The organism is Antarcticimicrobium sp., from assembly GCF_029212575.1.
In the GTDB taxonomy this organism is placed as follows: Bacteria; Pseudomonadota; Alphaproteobacteria; order Rhodobacterales; family Rhodobacteraceae; genus Antarcticimicrobium.
This window is the reverse complement of the sequence record NZ_JARGPK010000066.1, coordinates 56417-73998: the sequence shown is the minus strand read 5'-3', so window position 1 is coordinate 73998 and position 17582 is coordinate 56417. Positions and strand designations below refer to the sequence as shown.

Sequence of the window (17582 nt, the reverse complement as noted above, 5' to 3'; positions counted from 1 at the left end):
CCCGCCGGCCATGTCCTCTTCCGGGGCCTCCATCGGGGCGGCGGCGCGCAGGCCTTCGAGCACGGACGCGGCGGCGTCCCTCGGTTCGTCCTCGGCCGGGGTGAGCGTGCGCAGGCTGTCGAATGCGGCGGCGTGCTCCGCGCCGCTTTCGGGATCGGAGAGCGCGGTGAGCAGTGACGGGTCGGTCAGGATCCGCTCGATCAGCGCCTCTGCGCCCGCCTTGCCGTCCATGTAGGCCATCAGGTTGGCGAGCTGGGTCCGCGCCTCGAGCAGCGGGCGCAGCGCATCGACCTTGGACGCGATGGCGGCGGGGGAGAAATCGGACATCTTCTCGAAGGTCAGGTCCACGGCCAGATTGCCGTCGCCGGTCAGAGTATTGGGCACCGAAAAGGCCACGCGGGGGGCCATCGCCTTCATCCGGTCGTCAAAGTTATCGGTGTCGATCTCCAGGAACTTGCGGTCGGCGATGGCGGGCTGTTCGACCCGCGACTTGCCCGCCAGATCGCTCAGCACCCCCATGACAAAGGGCAGCTGAACCTTTTTTTCCGACCCGTAAAGCTCCACATCGTACTCGATCTGCACCCGTGGCGCACGGTTGCGGGCGATGAATTTCTGCGAGTTGCCGCTCATGATCGGGGCCCTTTCAGCTCGGCCAGTTCGGCGCGCAGCGCCTTGAGCTCGGCGTGCAATTCAAGGACATGGGCATCGACCTGATCGGTTTCCGTGCGCACCAGGTCGCGCAGCTGCTCGAACTCGGCCTCGGCCTCTTCCTCCACCGCGGATTGCATGGTGTTGACCAGCAGGCCGATGAAGAGGTTGAGCACGGAAAAGGCGGTGATCACGATGAACGGCACGAAGAACAGCCAGGCCATCGGGAACCGCTCCATCACCGGGCGGACGATGCCCATCGACCAGCTTTCCAGCGTCATGATCTGGAACAGCGAATAGAGCGACCGGCCCAGCGTGCCGAACCAGGGATCGAAGGCGGCGCCGTACATCAGCGTCGCCATCACCCCGAAGACGTAGAACACGATCGAGATCATGATGATCACCGCCCCCATGCCCGGCAGCGCGTCCAAGAGCGCCTGAACCACCGCGCGCATCTGCGGGATCACCGAGAGAAGGCGCATCGCCCGGATCACCCGCAGCCCGCGCAGCGCCGACAGCCCCGAGGAGCTGGGCAGCAGCCCGAGCCCGACCACCACGAGGTCGAAGACGTTCCAGGCGTTGGTGAAAAACCGCAGCCCGTAGGCGTAGAATTTCAGCGTCAGCTCGATCACGAAAAAGGTCAGCACGGCGCGGTCGATCATTGTCAGCACACCGCCGATCTCGGCGCGGAGGGTCTGCGAGGTGGACATGCCCAGGGTGATCGCGTTGAAGATGATCACGCCGAGGATGGCATAATGCACACTGTCGCGCTCCACTATGGCGCGGGCCCTGTCCCGAAGCGTTGTCGCTGTTGCCGTGTCCGTCGTGTTCAAACCCGGTTCTCCCTGTCCGGGGAACCGGGCGACCGCGCCGCCGCCCGGGGCGCGGTCGCCCTTTCCTTGTCGTTCAGTCGAAGGCGTAGGTGAATTCGCCGTCGGTCACGTCGATCTCGACCTTGGCCACCTCGTGGCCCTCCATCATCCGGCGCAGAAACTCGGCCGAGATGTCGGGCAGCATGGTATTGGTGACGATGGCGTCGATCATGCGGCCGCCGGAGTCGAGCTCCTGGCAGCGGTCGACAATGGCCTCGACCACCGCGTCGGTAAAGGTGAGCGGCACGCCATGCGCCTCGGCCACACGTTTCTGGATACGGCCCAGTTGCAGCCTTGTGATCTGGCCCAGCATGTCCGGCGTCAACGGGTAGTAGGGGATCGTCACCAGCCGCCCGAGCAGCGCCGGCGGGAACACCTTGAGCAGCGGATCGCGCAGCGCCTTGCCGATGCCCTCGGGTTCCGGCAGCAGATCGGGGTCGGAGCACAGATCCATGATCAGCTCGGTCCCGACATTGGTGGTGAGCAGGATCAGCGTGTTCTTGAAGTCGATGACGCGGCCCTCGCCATCCTCCATCACGCCCTTGTCGAAGACCTGGAAGAACAGCTCGTGCACGTCCGGGTGGGCCTTTTCCACCTCGTCGAGCAGCACCACCGAATAGGGTTTGCGCCGCACCGCCTCGGTCAGCACGCCGCCCTCGCCGTAGCCGACATATCCCGGCGGCGCGCCCTTGAGCGAGGAGACGGTATGCGCCTCCTGGTATTCGGACATGTTGATGGTGATGACGTTCTGTTCGCCACCATACAGGATCTCGGCCAGCGCCAGCGCGGTCTCGGTCTTGCCCACGCCGGAGGTGCCGGCGAGCATGAAGACCCCGATGGGTTTCGACGGGTTATCCAGCCCGGCGCGGCTGGTCTGGATGCGCTTGGCGATCATCTTCATCGCGTGGTCCTGGCCGATCACCCGCTTGGCCAGGTGGTCTTCCAGGTGCAGGATGGTGTCGATCTCGTCGCGGACCATGCGGCCCACCGGGATGCCGGTCCAGTCGCCGACGACGCTGGCCACCGCCTGGTGATCGACGATCGGCAGGATAAGCGGGCTGTCGCCCTGGACAGTGATCAGTTCGGCGTTCTTCGCCTTCAACTCCTCCAGCAGCGTGGCACGCTCCTCGGCGCTGAGCGGGCTGGCGGCGGCGGCCTCTTCGCTGGTGGCCTCCTCGCCCTCGACCGGGGCACCGCCCTCGCGAAGGCGGGCGCGCAGGTCGAGGATGGATTCGACCACCGATTTCTCGGCGTCCCAGCGTTCGGTGAGCGTGGCCAGACGGCCCTCCTCGGAGTCTTTCGCGGCACTCACCGCCTCGCGCCGGTCAGCCACGTCATAGCCGGCGGTCTCGTCGCGGCCGATGATCTCCAGCTCGGTTGTCAGCGCCTCGATCCGGCGGCGGCTGTCGTCCACCTCGGCGGGCACCGCGTGCTGGCTGACCGCGACGCGGGCGCAGGCGGTATCGAGCAGGCTGACCGATTTGTCGGGCAGTTGCCGGGCCGGGATGTAGCGCGCCGAGAGGGTGACGGCGGCCTCGATCCCCTCGTCGAGGATCTGCACCCGGTGGTGCTTTTCCAGCATCGAGGCGATGCCGCGCATCATCAGGATTGCCTTGGGGATGCCCGGTTCCTCCACCTGCACCACCTGGAACCGGCGGGTCAGCGCGGGATCTTTTTCGATGTATTTCTTGTACTCGGCCCAGGTGGTGGCGCCGATGGTGCGCAGGGTGCCGCGCGCCAGCGCCGGTTTCAGCAGGTTGGCCGCGTCGCCGGTGCCGGCAGCACCACCCGCGCCGACCAGCGTATGGGTCTCGTCCACGAACATGACGATGGGCGTCGGGCTGGACTGCACCTCTTCGATCACCTGTTTCAGGCGGTTCTCGAACTCGCCCTTCATGCTGGCGCCGGCCTGAAGCAGGCCCACATCGAGCATCAGCAGGCGCACGTCCTTGAGCGCCGGGGGCACGTCGCCGCGGGCGATGCGCAGGGCGAACCCCTCGACCACCGCCGTCTTGCCGACCCCGGCCTCGCCGGTGAGGATCGGGTTGTTCTGGCGTCGCCGCATCAGGATGTCGACGATCTGGCGAATCTCCTCGTCGCGGCCGACGATCGGGTCGATCTCGCCGTTGCGGGCCTGTTCGGTGAGGTCGGTGCAGAACTGCTCCAACGCCTCGCCCTGGCCCATCTGCGCCGGGGCGCGGGCGGAAGAGGCTTCGCCCGGCTCGGCGCCGCCGCCGGTGACGGACCCGTCCTGCGGCCGCTGCCCCTCTTCCGGAGAGCCGTCGGTCGCGGCGGCGTAATTGTCGGCCAGATCGTCGGCCCCAATCTTGGCCAGTTCCGGCGACATGGTGGCGAGGATGTTGCGCAGGCTGGGTGTCTTCAGCATGCCCAGCAGCAGATGCCCGGTGCGCACCTGGGAGGAGGAATAGAGCAGCGAACCCCAGACCCAGCCACGTTCCATCGCGTCCATCAGGTGATCTGAAAGGTCCGAGATGGTCGAGGCACCGCGCGGCAGCGCGTCGAGCGCGCGGGTCAGCTCCGTCGCGATCTTGCCCGGATCAAGGTCGTAGTGCCGGATTATGCGGTGCAGGTCGCTGTCCTGCCCGTTGAGGATCTGGTGCATCCAGTGCACCACCTCGACATAGGGGTTGCCCCGCATCTTGCAGAACACCGTCGCGCTCTCGACGGCCTGGTATCCCTGCCTGTTCAGCTTTCCGAACAGTGCAACGCGGCTGATCTCGGTCATCGCAAATCCTTCCCTGTCGTTCGCGACCGTCAGAGCGGCCTGTGTTCCGGCCCGGCGCCGGGATAGAGGAACAGATCCTCGGCGTCGGGGCGGTCGGTGTCGAAATCGCGGCGGCTGCCGATCCAGCTGGTGTGACCCAGCCGGGTGGAGCCGCCGAGGCTGGCGCGCGGCACCTCGTCGCCGGCGAGGATCATGTTGATGTCCCAGTCCAGCGCGTCGCCGGCATAGGTGCGCACCAGCGCCCTCAACCGTTCCTGCGCGGCGCCGCCGGGCAGCAGCCGCTCGTAGTCCTTGATCTTCAGCGGGCCGATCCGCAGGCGGAACTTGGCCGCCCGGCTCCAGACCCGGTCACCGATGCTGGTGGAGCGGCCCAGCCCGGCGGCGGCGCCCAGTTGCCAGCGGTCGTCCGGCTCCAGCTCCAGCCAGGAGCCGACGAATTGCTGCACCTTCACCGGCACCTCGAAAAAGGCGGCGAGCATGGATTCCAGCCCCGCCGCGTTCTTGGGCCCCTGCGCCAGCAGGCCGGCGAAATGCAACTTGGCCAGATCCGGCAGCGCGTCGCGGTCGTGCAGGTGGTCGGCGTGATACCCCGCCAGCGCCGCCACCTTGCGCGACATCGGGTCGTCGCCACGGTCGAAACTGGCGGCCGGCTGTCCCGCCGTCCATGCGCGGTAGAGCAGCCCCATCAGCCGATGGGTGAGCATGTCGGCAAAGGCGACGAAGGTGGGATCGCGGTGATTGCGCAGCCGGTCGCGGACATATTCGGTAATATGCAGCGGCAGCGGGCCCTGCGGCCCGAACAGACCGAAGAACCGGTTGGTCAGCCGCCCCGGCTGGTCCCCCTTCGGCGGTGTGAACTCGGCGATGGTCGAGGTCGGAAACGACAGCTCGGGCCGCTGGCCCAGCCGCACCCTGTCCTGGCGGGGGCGGCGGCTTTCGCCCAGGCGGGGGGCCTCGGGAAAGGCCGCCTCGATCACACGAAGGGCCTGAAAAACGTGATGCTTTTCCGGTTCGCGCGTCAGCCTTTCAAAGTGGCTCAGATGATCCGGCCCAGGCCCTTTTCCGGTCGCCATCTGGCAATTTCCCCGCGTTTCTGTGTGGTCAAAACGGTTTCCGTAAAACTGTTGAGCGTGGCGTAGCGGCGAAAGAACCGCTCCAGCACCGCGCCGAGGGCGTAGATGCTCGACCCCTCGAAAAAGCTCTCGTCAAAATTGATGGTGATCTCGAGCCCGCGCACCGCCGTCGAAAGCACCTCGTCGCTGACCCGGCGCACGATCGGGCGGCTGGTGACCGAATTGATGCCTTCGAGCTGTTTCTCGGTGACCCGGTTTCCCAGCGGCGCGTAAAGGCCCACAAGCTCGCGCAGCGCCTCGGCCGCGCTGCCCTGTCCGGCATCGGTGATCGAGGCGTAGTTCAGGCTGAGATGGCTGATCAGCCGCCAGGCTGTGTCGCCCTGGGCCAGGGTCGGATGCGGCCGGGTCGGCGAGACCGGCAGGCGGATCGACTTCACCGGGCCGCCCTCGGGCAGCTGGAACACGTCGGAGTCGCCGGTCGACAGCAGCAGCGGCAGGTCGCGGTTGGTGCAGAGCGCCTGAACCGCAAGCTGGTCCAGGTCGGCCGGATAGGGCGCCTGCGCCCGATCGACCAGCGAGACATAGACCTCGGACCCCAGGTAGGAGGTACGCACGCCGCGCAGCCGCTCTTTCTCGCTGCGCTGACGCATGCGGCGGCGCAGGGTGTAATAGGCCGGGTGGGATTCACCGGCGGCGGTGAAATCGGTGGCGGAATAGAACGGGCGGAAGGTCACGTCCTCTTCGCCCTCGCCGCTGATGCCGGTCACGTTTTGCAGCGCGTAGATCTCGTAATCCAGCCCGGCGGTGCGGTTGGGAACGATGTGATGCTCGGTATCATGCCCGGAGAGCAGCACCCGGTCGCAGCGCTTGGGAAAGAGGTTGACCGCCGGAACCGCGTTCAGGGTAAATGCCTCGGGCACGATCATCGGGGCCAGGTCGCGATGCCCCTCGCGCAGCAGGATGTAGATGTCCACGTCCGCCCCGGCGGCGCGTTTCAGCGCCGGGCGCAGCCCCTGAAGGTCGGTGAACAGGAACCGCTCGGGCATGGCGAAATATTCCTGCAGCAGGCGATAGCCCTCGAACACCCGGCGCGGGATCGGCAGCAGCGCCTCTTGCGGCTCGAACCCGCGTTGCACCACCTGGCCATCGGGCAAGGGCAGGGTCCAGTCGGCGCGGCGGTCGGTGGACCGCCCGGTGAGCCCCTCCGCCTGGGTGCAGAGCGTCTCCAGCAGCTGCCAGGAATTGCCCGCGGCGCCGTCGAGATAGAGCACCAGGTTGTCCATCCCCAGTTCCCGGATCGGCTCGCCGTCGCGGCGGCGCAGGCGCAGGCGGATGGCGGCGCGCGCCTTGCTCTGCCCGGCGACGCCGGCGGCGACCAGGTCGCCGCGGCCGTGGATATACTCGGCCTCGGCGATCTCGATCGGCCAGATGGTCAGATCCGCGGCGGTGCGGTATTCGCAGGGGGTCTGCTCCCCCTCCATCAGGCGGCTGCGCAGCACGGTGCTGCGCGGCAGAAGGTAGCCGTCCTTGAGCGCGGCGTTGGCGATGTCGGGCTCGAAGGCCGCGATCATCATCGAGGGCGCCGGCGCGAGGTAATGCGGATAAACGATTTCCAGCAGGTTGGAGGTGAAATTGGGGTATTGCAGCTCCAGCTCGAGCTGAACCCGCGCCGAGAGAAAGGCGGTCCCTTCGAGCAGCCGCTCGACATAGGGGTCGAGCACCTCGATCCCCTCCATACCCAACCGCGATGCGATCTTGGGATAGGCGGCGGCGAACTCCGCGCCCATGTCGCGCAGGTACATCAGCTCGTTCTCGTAGTGTTTGGTGAGCCTTGTGTCCATTACGCGCTCCGCTCCACTTCGACCTCGCCGGTGGTGAGATCGACCTGGCTGCGCAGGAACAGCTCCAGCGGCAGCGGCTGCGCCCACATGTCGGCGCGGATGTCGAGCGCGACGGTCATCTCTCCGCCGCGGTCGTCTGGGCTGATGCGGACGTCGACCGAGCCGGAGATGATCCTCGGCTCGAACACCGAGATCGCGGTCTCGATCGACCGGCGGATGAGTTCGGCGCGCTCTTCGGTCGAATACTCGCCCGAGATTTCCTGCAGCCCGTAGTTCACCACCGAACGGGCGACATGCGGATGCGCCTCGGTGTCGATCATGTTGGCGATGTTGTTGGTGTTGAGCAGCCAGGACAGGTCGCGCTGGATGATCTCGCGCAGGCGCACAAGGTCGATCACCCGGGCGTCGCGCCCCTCTTTCGGGTTGCCTGGATCATGGTCGGTCAGCCGATCGAGCAGCGAGGGTTGCAGACGGTCGGAGAGGGTCTTGTCAGCCATCGCCGGGCGCGCCCCCGGCGCCGTCCATGACCAGGCTGCGCAGATCCAGCAGCGCGATATCGGACCGGTCAGTCGCCAGCAGGCGCTGGCCGGTGCCGACATAGGTCTCGGCGCCGGCGTCGGCCCAGCTTGTCGCCCGCGCCAGCATCGCCGCGCTGTCGCCGCTTGCGGTGGTGCCGGGATAGCGGGTCGGGATCAGGACGGCGAGTTCACCGCCATTGGCCAGCCGCAGAGTGCCGGCGGTCCAGACCGCATCGCGCAGATCGCCGGGCTCGTCGATCTCCAGTTCCGCAATCGCCGCGAAGGGCAGCCAGAAGTAGCGCCCGTTGATGATGATCTCCAGCACCGGGCCAAGCCGCATGTCGGCATCGGCGACCCAGTCGAACGGTTCGCCGTTGAGGGTGCCGGAGGCCGCCGGGGCCGCGTCGAAGGCACGCGCGCGCAGCGCGGCCGCCTCGTCCGGGCGGCCCTGGGCCAGGGTTTTCTGCGCCTCGATCAGCAAGGCCAGCCATTCCTGCGGCTCGCCGAAGATCATCGGCTCCTTCTCGCCGGCAAAGACCTTGTCGCGATAGACCTCGCAGATGATCGCCTCGCGGTAGGTCTGGGCCATCATCGTGGCGCCCTCGTCAAGCTCGGCGCTGAGCTTGAGCTGCTTGATCGCACGGTTCCAGTCGCCCATCACGCACAAAAGCTGGAACAAGAAGACCCGGAGCCTGGCGTCGGCGGGGTCGGCGCGAATCTTGTCCTGCAATGCCTTCAAGGCAAGGTCGAGGTCCCCCGTCTTGAGGTGCTCTTCGGGTGTCATCTGGCGTGCTCCGCTGAGGCGGTATCAATGGGCGGCCTGGGTCTCGGACCGCCAATGGCCCGGGACGCAGGCCGCAGGATCACTCGACCTTGCCGGTCTGCACGTTCCACTTGAAGGTGTTCTCGGTGCTGAGCTTGCCGGTTTTCTGGTCGGTCGACTTGTACTCGTGCTCGAGCGCGACATAGGCCATTGACCAGGTTTCCTCCGGGATTCCGTCCTCGCTGGCCGAGATCGCGTAGCTGTCGATCACGACATGCTTCATCTTCCAGATCGAGTAGACCAGCAGGCCGGAGGAGGCGCTGTCGCCCGACCGGCACCAATGCATGATGATCTCGGGGCGCACGGTGCCGTTGGCAACCGACAGAGCGATATCGTTGGACGCCTTGCCCATCTGCGAGGTTACCTCGATCTTGCCGAAGTTCGAGTTTGCATGTCCCCGCTGGGTCGAGCCGAGATCGGTCATTTCGACCGCGCGCTCGACGTTCCAGCTGGCGGACTGGATCACGATCCACTTCTTGTGCACATCCTCGGTGGCATCCCCGGTGATGTCGGAGATCTGGACGAACATATTGGCAGCCATTGTCTTATCCTTTCATTATAAAGTTAGTTGGCGGGTTGAAATTCCTTGCACCCGGCCGGGGAATGATCCCGGTCAGGCGCCCTTTTCAGATGGCAGTTTGGACACCAGCCGGAGCGACACCGACAATCCTTCGAGCTGATAGTGCGGTCGCAGGAAGAACTTCGAACTGTAATAGCCCGGGTTGCCCTCGACCTCCTCGACCACGACCTCGGCTGCCGCCAGCGGCTTGCGCGCCTTTTCGTTCTCGGACGAGATTTCGGCGTTGAAGTCGACGTACTGGTTGATCCAGTCCTGCAGCCAACCCTCCATGTCCTGTCGGCTCTTGAACGACCCCACTTTGTCGCGGACCATGCACTTGAGGTAATGGGCAAAGCGGCAGGTGGCGAAGAGATAGGGCAGCCGCGCGCCGAGGTTGGCGTTGGCGGTGGCGTCGGGATCGTCGTATTCCGCCGGCTTGTGCAGCGACTGCGCCCCGATGAAGGCGGCGACGTCGGAGTTCTTGCGGTGGATCAGCGGCATCATGCCGTTCTTGGCCAGTTCCGCCTCGCGCCGGTCGGAGATCGCGATCTCGGTCGGGCACTTCTGATCCACGCCGCCGTCGTCGGTGGGGAAGGTATGGCTGGGCAGTTCGGTCAGCGCACCGCCGGATTCCACGCCGCGGATGCGCGAGCACCAGCCGTAGGTCTTGAACGACCGGGTGATGTTGGTCGCCATGCCGTAGGCGGCGTTGACCCAGCCGTACTTGTTGCTGTCGGCGCCCTCGGTATCCTCCTCGAAGGCGAATTCCTCGACCGGGTCGGTCTTGGAGCCATAGGGCAGCCGTCCGAGGAAACGCGGCATCGCAAGGCCCACGTATTTGGAATCCTCGCTTTCGCGCAGGCTGCGCCAGGCGGCGTATTCCGGTGTCTGGAAGATCTTGGTCAGATCGCGCGGATTGGCCAGCTCCGACCAGCTGTCCATCTGGAACAGCGACGGTTTCGCCCCGGTGATCAGCGGCGCATGGGCCGCCGCGGCGATCTTTGACATCTCGCCCAGAAGCTCGATGTCGGGCGGCGAATGGTCGAAATGATAATCGGCCACCAGCGAACCATAGGGCTCACCACCGAACTGGCCGAACTCCTCCTCGTAGAGTTTCTTGAAGATCGGCGACTGGTCCCAGGCGGTGCCTTTGAACTTGCGCAGGGTCTTGTGCATGTCCTTCTTGGAGATGTTCATGACCCGGATCTTGAGCTGCTCGTCGGTCTCGGTGTTGTTGACGAGATAGTGCAGCCCGCGCCACGCGCTTTCCATCTGCTGGAACTCTTCGTGGTGCAGCACGTGGTTGACCTGTTCGGTCAGCTTCTTGTCGATCTCGGCGACGATGCTCTCGATCGATTTCAGGGCGTCGTCCGAGATCAGGTTGGTATTGGCAAGGGCCTGTTCGGCCAGGGTCTTGACCGCGGATTCCACCGCCGTCTTGGCCTGGTCGGATTTCGGGCGGAATTCCTTTTGCAGCAGGTTGGCGAATTCGGACGATCCGAATGCTGTCGCCTCACCACCGGCTTCCGTCTGGACTTGTTCTTCGGCCATCGGATGCTCCTATTCTTCTGCTTCGTCAGCGCTGTCGGATTTCGGGGCGGGCTGGGCGGCCAGAGTCTTGAGCAGCGCCGGGTCCTGGATGATCTTGCCGATCAGGTCCTCGGCGCCGGTCTTGCCGTCCATGTAGGTCATCAGGTTCGACAACTGGGTGCGCGCCTCGAGCAGTTCGCGCAGCGGTTCGACCTTGCGGGCGATCGCGGCGGGCGAGAAATCGTCCATGCTCTCGAAAGTGATGTCGACGGCGAGGTTGCCCTCTCCGGTCAGCGTGTTCGGCACGGTATAGGCCACGCGGGGGGCCATCGACTTCATCCGGTCGTCGAAGTTGTCGACGTCGATCTCGAGGAACTTGCGGTCCGCCACTGCGGGCTGTGCCACCTCGGACTTGCCCGCCAGGTCGCTCATCACCCCCATGACAAAGGGAAGCTGAACCTTCTTCTGGGCGCCGTAAAGCTCGACGTCGTATTCGATCTGCACCCGTGGCGCGCGGTTGCGTGCTATGAACTTTTGTGAGCTGTCTGCCATCTAGTGCTCCTTAATCCCTGAATTGTCCCGTTCGTTCCGCACCTTTCCCCTGGCCGGGGCGAGGCGGCGCTCAGTCTTCGTCTTCGATCCCGCCGATCAGATGCACGTTGTCGATACCGCCCGGCGCCATGTCCTGCATGATCGTGAGAAAATCCGCGTTCACCAGCCGCTTGGCCCGCTCCAGGAGCAGCGGCAACGGGCTGGAGGGTTCGGCGCGCCGGTAATAGGCAATGATGCGGTCCAGCGCATTGGACACGTCGGAGGGGGAGTTGATGCCCCCCACCGCCCTGCCGCCGCCCGCAGCCGGCCCGTCCGAAAGCCCATCCGCCGCCTCGCCGGCTTCACCCTCATCCGTGCTGTCCTCGTCGCCGGCATAGTCCGACAGCCGCTTGACGATCTGGCGCGTCAGCTTGATCAGCGGATCAAGCTCGGGGCCCTGCCCCGGCGTGCGTTCGGAAAAGACATCCGATATGGCGCGCACGTTCTCCTCGGCGCGTTTGGCGGCGTCCAGCAATCCCTCGAGAACAGCATCGTCGGTGTCCTGAAACGCCGCCGATATGCCGGCGGTGTCGGGGATGGTGTCCATGTCGGACGGCGCCGTCACCTGCCCCTCGGCGACCTCGATGTCGCGCAGGGAGAACCGGCCGAAGCCGCGGCTGTCGGTCAGCGCCACCCGCCGCAGCGAGCGGTAGGCGGGCGAAGGCCCGCCCATGCCGCCGGGCTGGCCGCACAGATCCTGCACCGCGTTGATCCGCATGGTGGGATCGCCGTCATCCTCGTCCAGTTCGGGGTGGCAACTGTCCCAGAACTCCTCGAGGCAGCCGCGAATATAGCCGGTCACATCGGCAAACCCGGTCAGCCCGTCGTCGCCATGCAGCACCGCGTCGGCCAGGAAAACCGCGGCGCGCAGATCGTGGCTGCGCTCCAGCACCTGGAGCGCCTTTTCGCGGACCTCGGCATACTCGGGATCCTCGGCGGCGTGGATCTCGTCGCCGACCTGAACCTCTTCGCCGGGCTGGGCGGCAAGCTCCATCTCGGTGAAGACCGGATCGTATTCCAGATTCTCCCCGCTGGGCGAATCGTCACTCTTTGACTGTAGAAGAACAGCCAGATCCATTCAGAACCTCCCCAGTCGGTTCGATGCGATCACGCGGGTTCTTGTTTTGCCACCGCGCTGAATTGCGGCGTGCCCGTCGTTTCGCTTAACGTCAGAAAACAATATCTTGACCATAAGTCAGCCTTATCGTTTCCTCAAAGTCAATTGTATTTCGTTTCGATTTCGGGGGGGAGCCGGGGCCATGGCGGATCAGAAGGTCGAGGGCGACGAGCTCAAGAAACTGGTCAAGCTGGGCAAGAAGAAGCGGCTGTCCTTCGCCTTTTGCCCGGGGCAGAAGAACGACCACACCATCCTGATCGACCGGCGCAAAAAGCCCGACGTCATCGCGAAGGTCGCCAAGAAAGAGGGTGCGGGATCCAAGGTCGCCTTCGGAACCTTCGAGGTGAAGGGGAAGACCATGGAACTGACCTGCGAAAAGGTCGTTCCGGCGCTGGCCAAGGTGCTGAAGAAGTATCTCAAGTCGCAAAAGGTGCAGGTCAATATCCTGGTGATGGACGCCAGCGGCAATGTGTTGGAAAGCGACATCGAGGATCTGCCGGACGATCCCGCCTGGAAAGAGGACGAGGCGGATGAGGCGGCCGGGGAGGGCGATGCCGCCGCCGCCAAGGAGGCGACCGAAGAGGAGGCCGCCTCAGCGCCGCAAGCGGCAGAGACAACAACGGAGCCTCGGGCGGCAGATCCCGCGCCGGATACAAGGGAAGAGGCGCCGCCGGCAGGCCCCTCCGCGGCAGAGCTCGCATCCCGGCTGAAGGCGCTGCAACCTGCGGTCACCTCGGCCCCTGCGGCTGTTGCCGGCAAGCTGAAGAAGGCCGCCGCGCAGGCAGTGGCGCTGATCAAATCGGGTGACATGGCGGGCGCAGAGCGCACGGTGGCGGCGCTGGAAAAGGCCGCACAGCGATTGGGCGCCGGGACGGGAGGGGGGACCCCCGCCCCTGAACCCGCCCCTGAACCAGCCGCCGCGACCGGGGGCGCCGACGACATGCGCCGGCTGGTGGCCCGGGCCGGCGCCCTCAAGGGGGTGATCGCCGATCTGCCGGAACCCGCCGGCGGCAAGCTGACCACGGCGCTGACAAGCGCGGCCAAGCGGCTCAGGGCCGGCGATCTGGCCGGGGCCGACGATCTGTTGGGACGGATCGAGGCGGCGGTGAACAAGATCCGCAGCGCGCCGCCGGTGGACGCGACGCCGGAGGCCGCCGCCGCGCCCGACGATCCGCAACAGGCGAAATGGCAGATGGCCGAGGCCCGCTTGCAACCAGCCATCGACAGGTTGATCGCCGAGAAACGCGGCGATCTGGCGGCAATCAACCGTTTTTTCGGCTATGCGCAGGAGCAGGCAGCTGCGGGGAACTACGACAAGGCGCTGGCGGCAGCCACCCGGGTGGCGGCGCTGATCAAGGCCGCCGCGAGTGCCGAGACCACCGCCGCCGCGGCAGAGGCGCGCGAGGCCGCCCCGGAGAATGTCACCGATTACACCCGCACGCGGCTGAACTGGATCAAGACGCGCCAGACCCTGCGCAGCGACCTGGAAACGCTGAAAAAGGCGATCGATGCGGCCACCTCGGGCGTCGAGGGGATGGAGGACGTGCCGTCGCGATCCGGCGTGCTGTTCGACTATCTCGACGACATCGACACCACGCTGGAGGACACGCTGGAACAGCTTGTCGAGACCCCCGACGGCGACCGGCGCGACGGGCTGAAGAAGGCCGCGCGCGGGATCATCGCCGATTACCGCGGCCTGCTGGACACTGATTTCTTCAAGGCGGTCGATCACAGCGGGTTTGCCCGCACCAACATCCGGTCCGGCGCGCTGACCGCCCTGCAAGAGGTCAGCACCGCGCTGGAAAGCTGAACCGCAGAACTTCCTGGGAGGACACAGATGATACCGCGCAAACCCCTCGTCGCCGGCCTGATGCTGGCCCTGATCGCGGCGCTGCCCGCCCGGGCCGAGACCGGCAGGCTGACCGTGGAACTGAACAAGGCCGAGGAGATCGAGGGCGGCGGTTGCCGCGCCTTTTTCCTGTTCCGCAACGAGACCGGCAAGAGCTTCGAGGGGTTCGAGATGTCGCTGGCGATCCTTGACGGAAGCGGCGTGATCGACCGGCTCTTGTCGATCGACGCCGCCCCGCTGCCGGTCGCGCGCACCACGCTGAAGCTGTTCGAGATCCCGCAGATCGCCTGCGCCGACATCTCCGAGATCCTGCTGCACGAGATGACCGCCTGCCGCCCCCAGAACGAGGACGAGATGGACTGTTTCGAGATCCTCGACCTGACCAGCAAGACCCAAGCGGCGCTGGTGAAATAGCCATGCCGGTCGCATGGGAAAGCCTGGGGACGGGCGGGCCGATCATCGCCCTGCTGGCGATGCTGTCGCTGTTCTCGCTGACGCTGATCGCGGTCAAGGTGATCCAGCTCTGGCCGGTGCGGGGCGGTGCCGCGCGACGCGGCGAGGCGTTCGGCCAGTGGCGCGAGGGCGACAAGCACGGCGCGCAACAGGCGGTTGCCGCCGGCCGTTCGCCCGCCGACCGGGTCACCGCCTTTGCGATGCAGGCGCTGGCCAAGGGGTTTCGCGGCCCCCGGCTCGAGGCCGAGCTGGTGCGGCGCGGCAACGGGGAAGTGGCGCGGATGACCGGCATGATCCGCACCATCGAGCTGATCGCGGTGATCTCGCCGCTGCTCGGGTTGCTGGGCACGGTACTGGGCATGATTCAGTCGTTCCAGGAGTTGGAGATGGCCGAGGGGGCGGCCAATGCCTCGGTGCTGGCGGGCGGCATCTGGCAGGCACTGCTGACCACGGCGGCGGGGCTGCTGGTGGCGATCCCGGCGGCGGTGGGCGCGGGCCTGCTGAGCGCGCGGATCGAGAGTGCTGCGCAGATGATCGAAAGCGCGGTGGGCGAACTGCTGTTGATCGACGAAAACCCGCCGGTTTGACTTCGGGGGTGCTGTCATGGCTGGCCTCACGCTGAAACGTCCGACCCGACCCCGCGCGCTGATCTCGCTGGTGCCGATGATCGACGTGATGCTGATCCTTCTGGTCTTTTTCATGGTCACCTCGACCTATCTCAACCTCGACATGATCCCGGCGGTGCGGCAGGCCGAAGCCCCGGCGCCGACCGCCGCCTCCGGTGAGGGCAGCGGCGGCACGGTAATGATCCGGCTGGGCGCCGACGGGGTGCCGGTGCTGCGTGGCCGGGCGATGCCGGGTGCTGATCTGACCGCGGTGTTGGCGGAGGTTCTGGCACAACAGCCTTTGACACAGGTGATCGTGCTGCCCTCGGGCGCGGCGACGACGCAGGCGCTGGTCTCGGTGATGGATGCCGCGGCGGGGGCCGGGGCGCTGCGGCTGCGGGTGATCCGGTTGGAGGCGCGGCCATGAAGCTGAACCGCCCCAGCCCGGCACCGCATTCGGAAACCATCGTCGCGCTGATCGACGTGGTGTTCTTCCTGCTGGTGTTCTTCATGCTGATCGGACGGATGGACGCGACCGCACCGTTCGAGGTGATGCCGCCGCTGGCCGGCAGCGGCGCCGACATGCCCGCCGGGGGCGCGACGCTCTCGATCGGGGCGGCCGGGGAACTGGCGCTGGACGGCGCCCCGCTGCCCGACGCGGCGACGCTTGACGCGGCGCTGGCCCGGCGGCTGGCCGAGGCTCCCGACCTGCGGCTGCGGGTGAACGCCCACCGCGACGCCGAGTTGCGCCACGTGCTGCCTCTGGTGGGCGCGGCCGAGGCGATGGGGGTGCGCGACGTGGTGCTCGTGGTCACCCCCGGCCCGCCGGGATGAGCCGGTCCCCGGTCATATGGGTCGGCGGCGTCACCGCCTCGGTGCTGGCGCATGGGGTGCTGCTCGGGCTGGTGCTGCTGACGATCCGCCCTGGTCCGGTCGAGGAGCAGCAGCCGCCGGAAACCCGGCTGAACGTCGAGGCGCACCGGCTGGAACGGGTGGCGGCGCAGGAGCGTGCGCCCGAAGCGGACCCGGCGCGGGAAGGCACCGCCGAAGGGGCGGCTGTGGATGCGGGCGCGATCCCGCGCGGCCGGGCCCGGCCCGCAACGGCCCGGACAGAGGCGGCTTTGGCTGCCCCGGTCCCGGTGGACGCGGCACGGGCCGCCGACGCCGCGCCGCTTGAGCTTGCCGCCGGGTCGGTGCGGCCCGAAACGGCGGTGGAACCGGCCGCCACCGCAACCCGGGTCACCGCAGCACAGGCTGCCGCAGAGGATGCCCGCCCTGTCGATGCGCCACTGTCCGGCCTCGCCGCCACGCCCGCCGAAGTGCGCCCGGCGGTGGTGCGGCCCGCCTCAACAGCCCGGATACAGCCCGCGGTGGCCCTTGCCGCCGACCTGATCCCGACAACCCCGGCGGCAGTGCCCGCCGCCCCCGCCGCCGCGTCGACCCAGGCCGCAACGCAGCAGGCGCCCGAAGCCCGGCCGCTCGCGGCGGGGCGCGCCCAGGGGACCCGCGCCGAACCCGCCACGCCGCAACCCGAGAGGATGACCGCCGCGCTGGCGTTCCAGGGTGGCGACGGAGAGGTCGATCCGGTCTCGCTCGCCGCGTTCCAGAGCTTTGTCCGCCCGGACGCGGCCGGCGCCGGGGCGCAGGCGCTGCGCGACGGGGTGGCCGGGCTGCTCTCCGGGGTGCCCTGCGGACGGCTCCAGGTCGCCTTCGATCCCGAGAGCGCCACGCTGCAGGTCAACGGCCATGTACCCGAGACCGACATGCGCGCGCCGGTGCTGGCCGCCCTGCGCGACCGGATGGGCGCCGACATTGCGGTTTCCGACAACATCCTGGTGCTGCCGCGCCCGCAATGCGGCGCTCTGACCGGCATCGCCGGGGTCGGCCTGCCGCAATCCACCGACCAGATCACCAACCCCCGGCTGATCGGGGCGGGCACGCAGGCGCGGGTGTTTTCCTATGTCGCGGGCGATCCCCTGTCCTTTGATCTGACCGCGCCGGATTACCCCGCGTGGATCTATGTCGATTACTTCGACGCGGGCGGCAACGTGCTGCACCTGGTACCGAACGACTACGCCGAACTGCGCCGGTCAGAGGCGCAAGGCGCCCTGCAGATCGGCGCGAAATCGGCCGGGGAGACCGGGCTGCGTCTGCTGATCGGCCCGCCCTTCGGGCAGGAGATCGCGGTGGCCTTCGCCGCCTCCGACCCGCTTTACGACGGGCTGCGGCCGCTGACCGAACCGGCGGCGCCCTACCTTGACTGGCTCAAGGGCCGGGTCGCCGAGGCGCGCGCCCGCAACCCGGGGTTCAAGGGCGAGTGGGTCTATTTCTTTGTCCGCACGTCCGAGAAATAGAGG

16 protein-coding genes and 1 pseudogene are annotated in these 17582 nt (G+C 67.0%); 6 read left to right on the top strand and 11 right to left on the bottom strand.

The annotated features are described in order from the left end of the window. Positions 1 to 156: 156 nt before the first annotated feature. From tssB (P1U75_RS15365) to tssA, 11 genes and pseudogenes are all read right to left on the bottom strand, one after another. A pseudogene (tssB, locus tag P1U75_RS15365) lies at positions 157 to 630 on the bottom strand (type VI secretion system contractile sheath small subunit); the annotation flags it as partial. Further along, positions 627 to 1481 carry an ion transporter gene (locus P1U75_RS15360; protein ID WP_300244942.1) on the bottom strand — a complete coding sequence of 285 codons (855 nt, stop codon included), beginning with the start codon at positions 1479 to 1481 and terminating at the stop codon, positions 627 to 629. The pseudogene tssB (P1U75_RS15365) and the gene P1U75_RS15360, both read right to left, overlap by 4 nt. Positions 1482 to 1554: 73 nt before the next feature. Further along, a complete protein-coding gene (gene tssH / locus P1U75_RS15355; protein WP_300244940.1) occupies positions 1555 to 4266 on the bottom strand; it encodes a type VI secretion system ATPase TssH in 2712 nt (903 codons plus the stop codon). A 29-nt stretch (positions 4267 to 4295) separates the two neighbouring features. Continuing rightward, the gene (gene tssG, locus P1U75_RS15350) at positions 4296 to 5339 is read right to left on the bottom strand and encodes a type VI secretion system baseplate subunit TssG (RefSeq protein ID WP_300244938.1); all 1044 of its coding nucleotides are present in this window, start codon (positions 5337 to 5339) and stop codon (positions 4296 to 4298) included. Continuing rightward, a complete protein-coding gene (gene tssF, locus P1U75_RS15345) occupies positions 5303 to 7180 on the bottom strand; it encodes a type VI secretion system baseplate subunit TssF (RefSeq protein WP_300244937.1) in 1878 nt (625 codons plus the stop codon). The genes tssG and tssF overlap by 37 nt, the downstream gene beginning before the upstream one ends. Beyond that, entirely contained in the window at positions 7180 to 7677 is a 498-nt protein-coding gene (gene tssE / locus P1U75_RS15340; protein ID WP_300244936.1) for a type VI secretion system baseplate subunit TssE, read from the bottom strand. The genes tssF and tssE overlap by 1 nt, the downstream gene beginning before the upstream one ends. Continuing rightward, positions 7670 to 8482 (bottom strand): type VI secretion system accessory protein TagJ, encoded by an 813-nt coding sequence (locus P1U75_RS15335; RefSeq protein WP_300244935.1) that lies wholly within the window; start codon positions 8480 to 8482, stop codon positions 7670 to 7672. Before P1U75_RS15335 ends, tssE begins: the two co-directional genes overlap by 8 nt. A gap of 79 nt (positions 8483 to 8561) precedes the next feature. After that, complete coding sequence (locus P1U75_RS15330) at positions 8562 to 9062, bottom strand: type VI secretion system tube protein Hcp (RefSeq protein WP_300244934.1); 501 nt, start codon at positions 9060 to 9062, stop codon at positions 8562 to 8564. 72 nt (positions 9063 to 9134) lie between these two features. Next, the gene (tssC, locus tag P1U75_RS15325) at positions 9135 to 10631 is read right to left on the bottom strand and encodes a type VI secretion system contractile sheath large subunit (protein WP_300244932.1); all 1497 of its coding nucleotides are present in this window, start codon (positions 10629 to 10631) and stop codon (positions 9135 to 9137) included. A gap of 9 nt (positions 10632 to 10640) precedes the next feature. After that, positions 10641 to 11162: a type VI secretion system contractile sheath small subunit gene (tssB, locus tag P1U75_RS15320; RefSeq protein WP_300244931.1), complete on the bottom strand. Its 522-nt coding sequence runs from the start codon at positions 11160 to 11162 to the stop codon at positions 10641 to 10643. Positions 11163 to 11232: 70 nt separating this feature from the next. Beyond that, complete coding sequence (tssA, locus tag P1U75_RS15315; RefSeq protein WP_300244930.1) at positions 11233 to 12279, bottom strand: type VI secretion system protein TssA; 1047 nt, start codon at positions 12277 to 12279, stop codon at positions 11233 to 11235. A 181-nt stretch (positions 12280 to 12460) separates the two neighbouring features. On the opposite strand from tssA, the gene P1U75_RS15310 reads away from it, so the two are divergent. From P1U75_RS15310 to P1U75_RS15285, 6 genes are read left to right on the top strand one after another with little or no spacing between them, the layout of a single operon-like run. Next, positions 12461 to 14128 carry a hypothetical protein gene (locus P1U75_RS15310; protein WP_300244929.1) on the top strand — a complete coding sequence of 556 codons (1668 nt, stop codon included), beginning with the start codon at positions 12461 to 12463 and terminating at the stop codon, positions 14126 to 14128. Between the two features lie 27 nt (positions 14129 to 14155). Then, a complete protein-coding gene (locus P1U75_RS15305) occupies positions 14156 to 14581 on the top strand; it encodes a hypothetical protein (protein WP_300244928.1) in 426 nt (141 codons plus the stop codon). Positions 14582 to 14583: 2 nt separating this feature from the next. After that, positions 14584 to 15207, top strand: coding sequence for a MotA/TolQ/ExbB proton channel family protein (locus tag P1U75_RS15300; protein ID WP_300244926.1), 624 nt, complete (start codon positions 14584 to 14586; stop codon positions 15205 to 15207). 16 nt (positions 15208 to 15223) lie between these two features. Further along, the gene (locus tag P1U75_RS15295) at positions 15224 to 15652 is read left to right on the top strand and encodes a biopolymer transporter ExbD (protein ID WP_300244925.1); all 429 of its coding nucleotides are present in this window, start codon (positions 15224 to 15226) and stop codon (positions 15650 to 15652) included. Beyond that, positions 15649 to 16059 (top strand): biopolymer transporter ExbD, encoded by a 411-nt coding sequence (locus tag P1U75_RS15290; RefSeq protein WP_300244924.1) that lies wholly within the window; start codon positions 15649 to 15651, stop codon positions 16057 to 16059. The genes P1U75_RS15295 and P1U75_RS15290 overlap by 4 nt, the downstream gene beginning before the upstream one ends. Beyond that, positions 16056 to 17579, top strand: coding sequence for a DUF4384 domain-containing protein (locus tag P1U75_RS15285; RefSeq protein ID WP_300244923.1), 1524 nt, complete (start codon positions 16056 to 16058; stop codon positions 17577 to 17579). Before P1U75_RS15290 ends, P1U75_RS15285 begins: the two co-directional genes overlap by 4 nt. Positions 17580 to 17582: the final 3 nt, after the last annotated feature.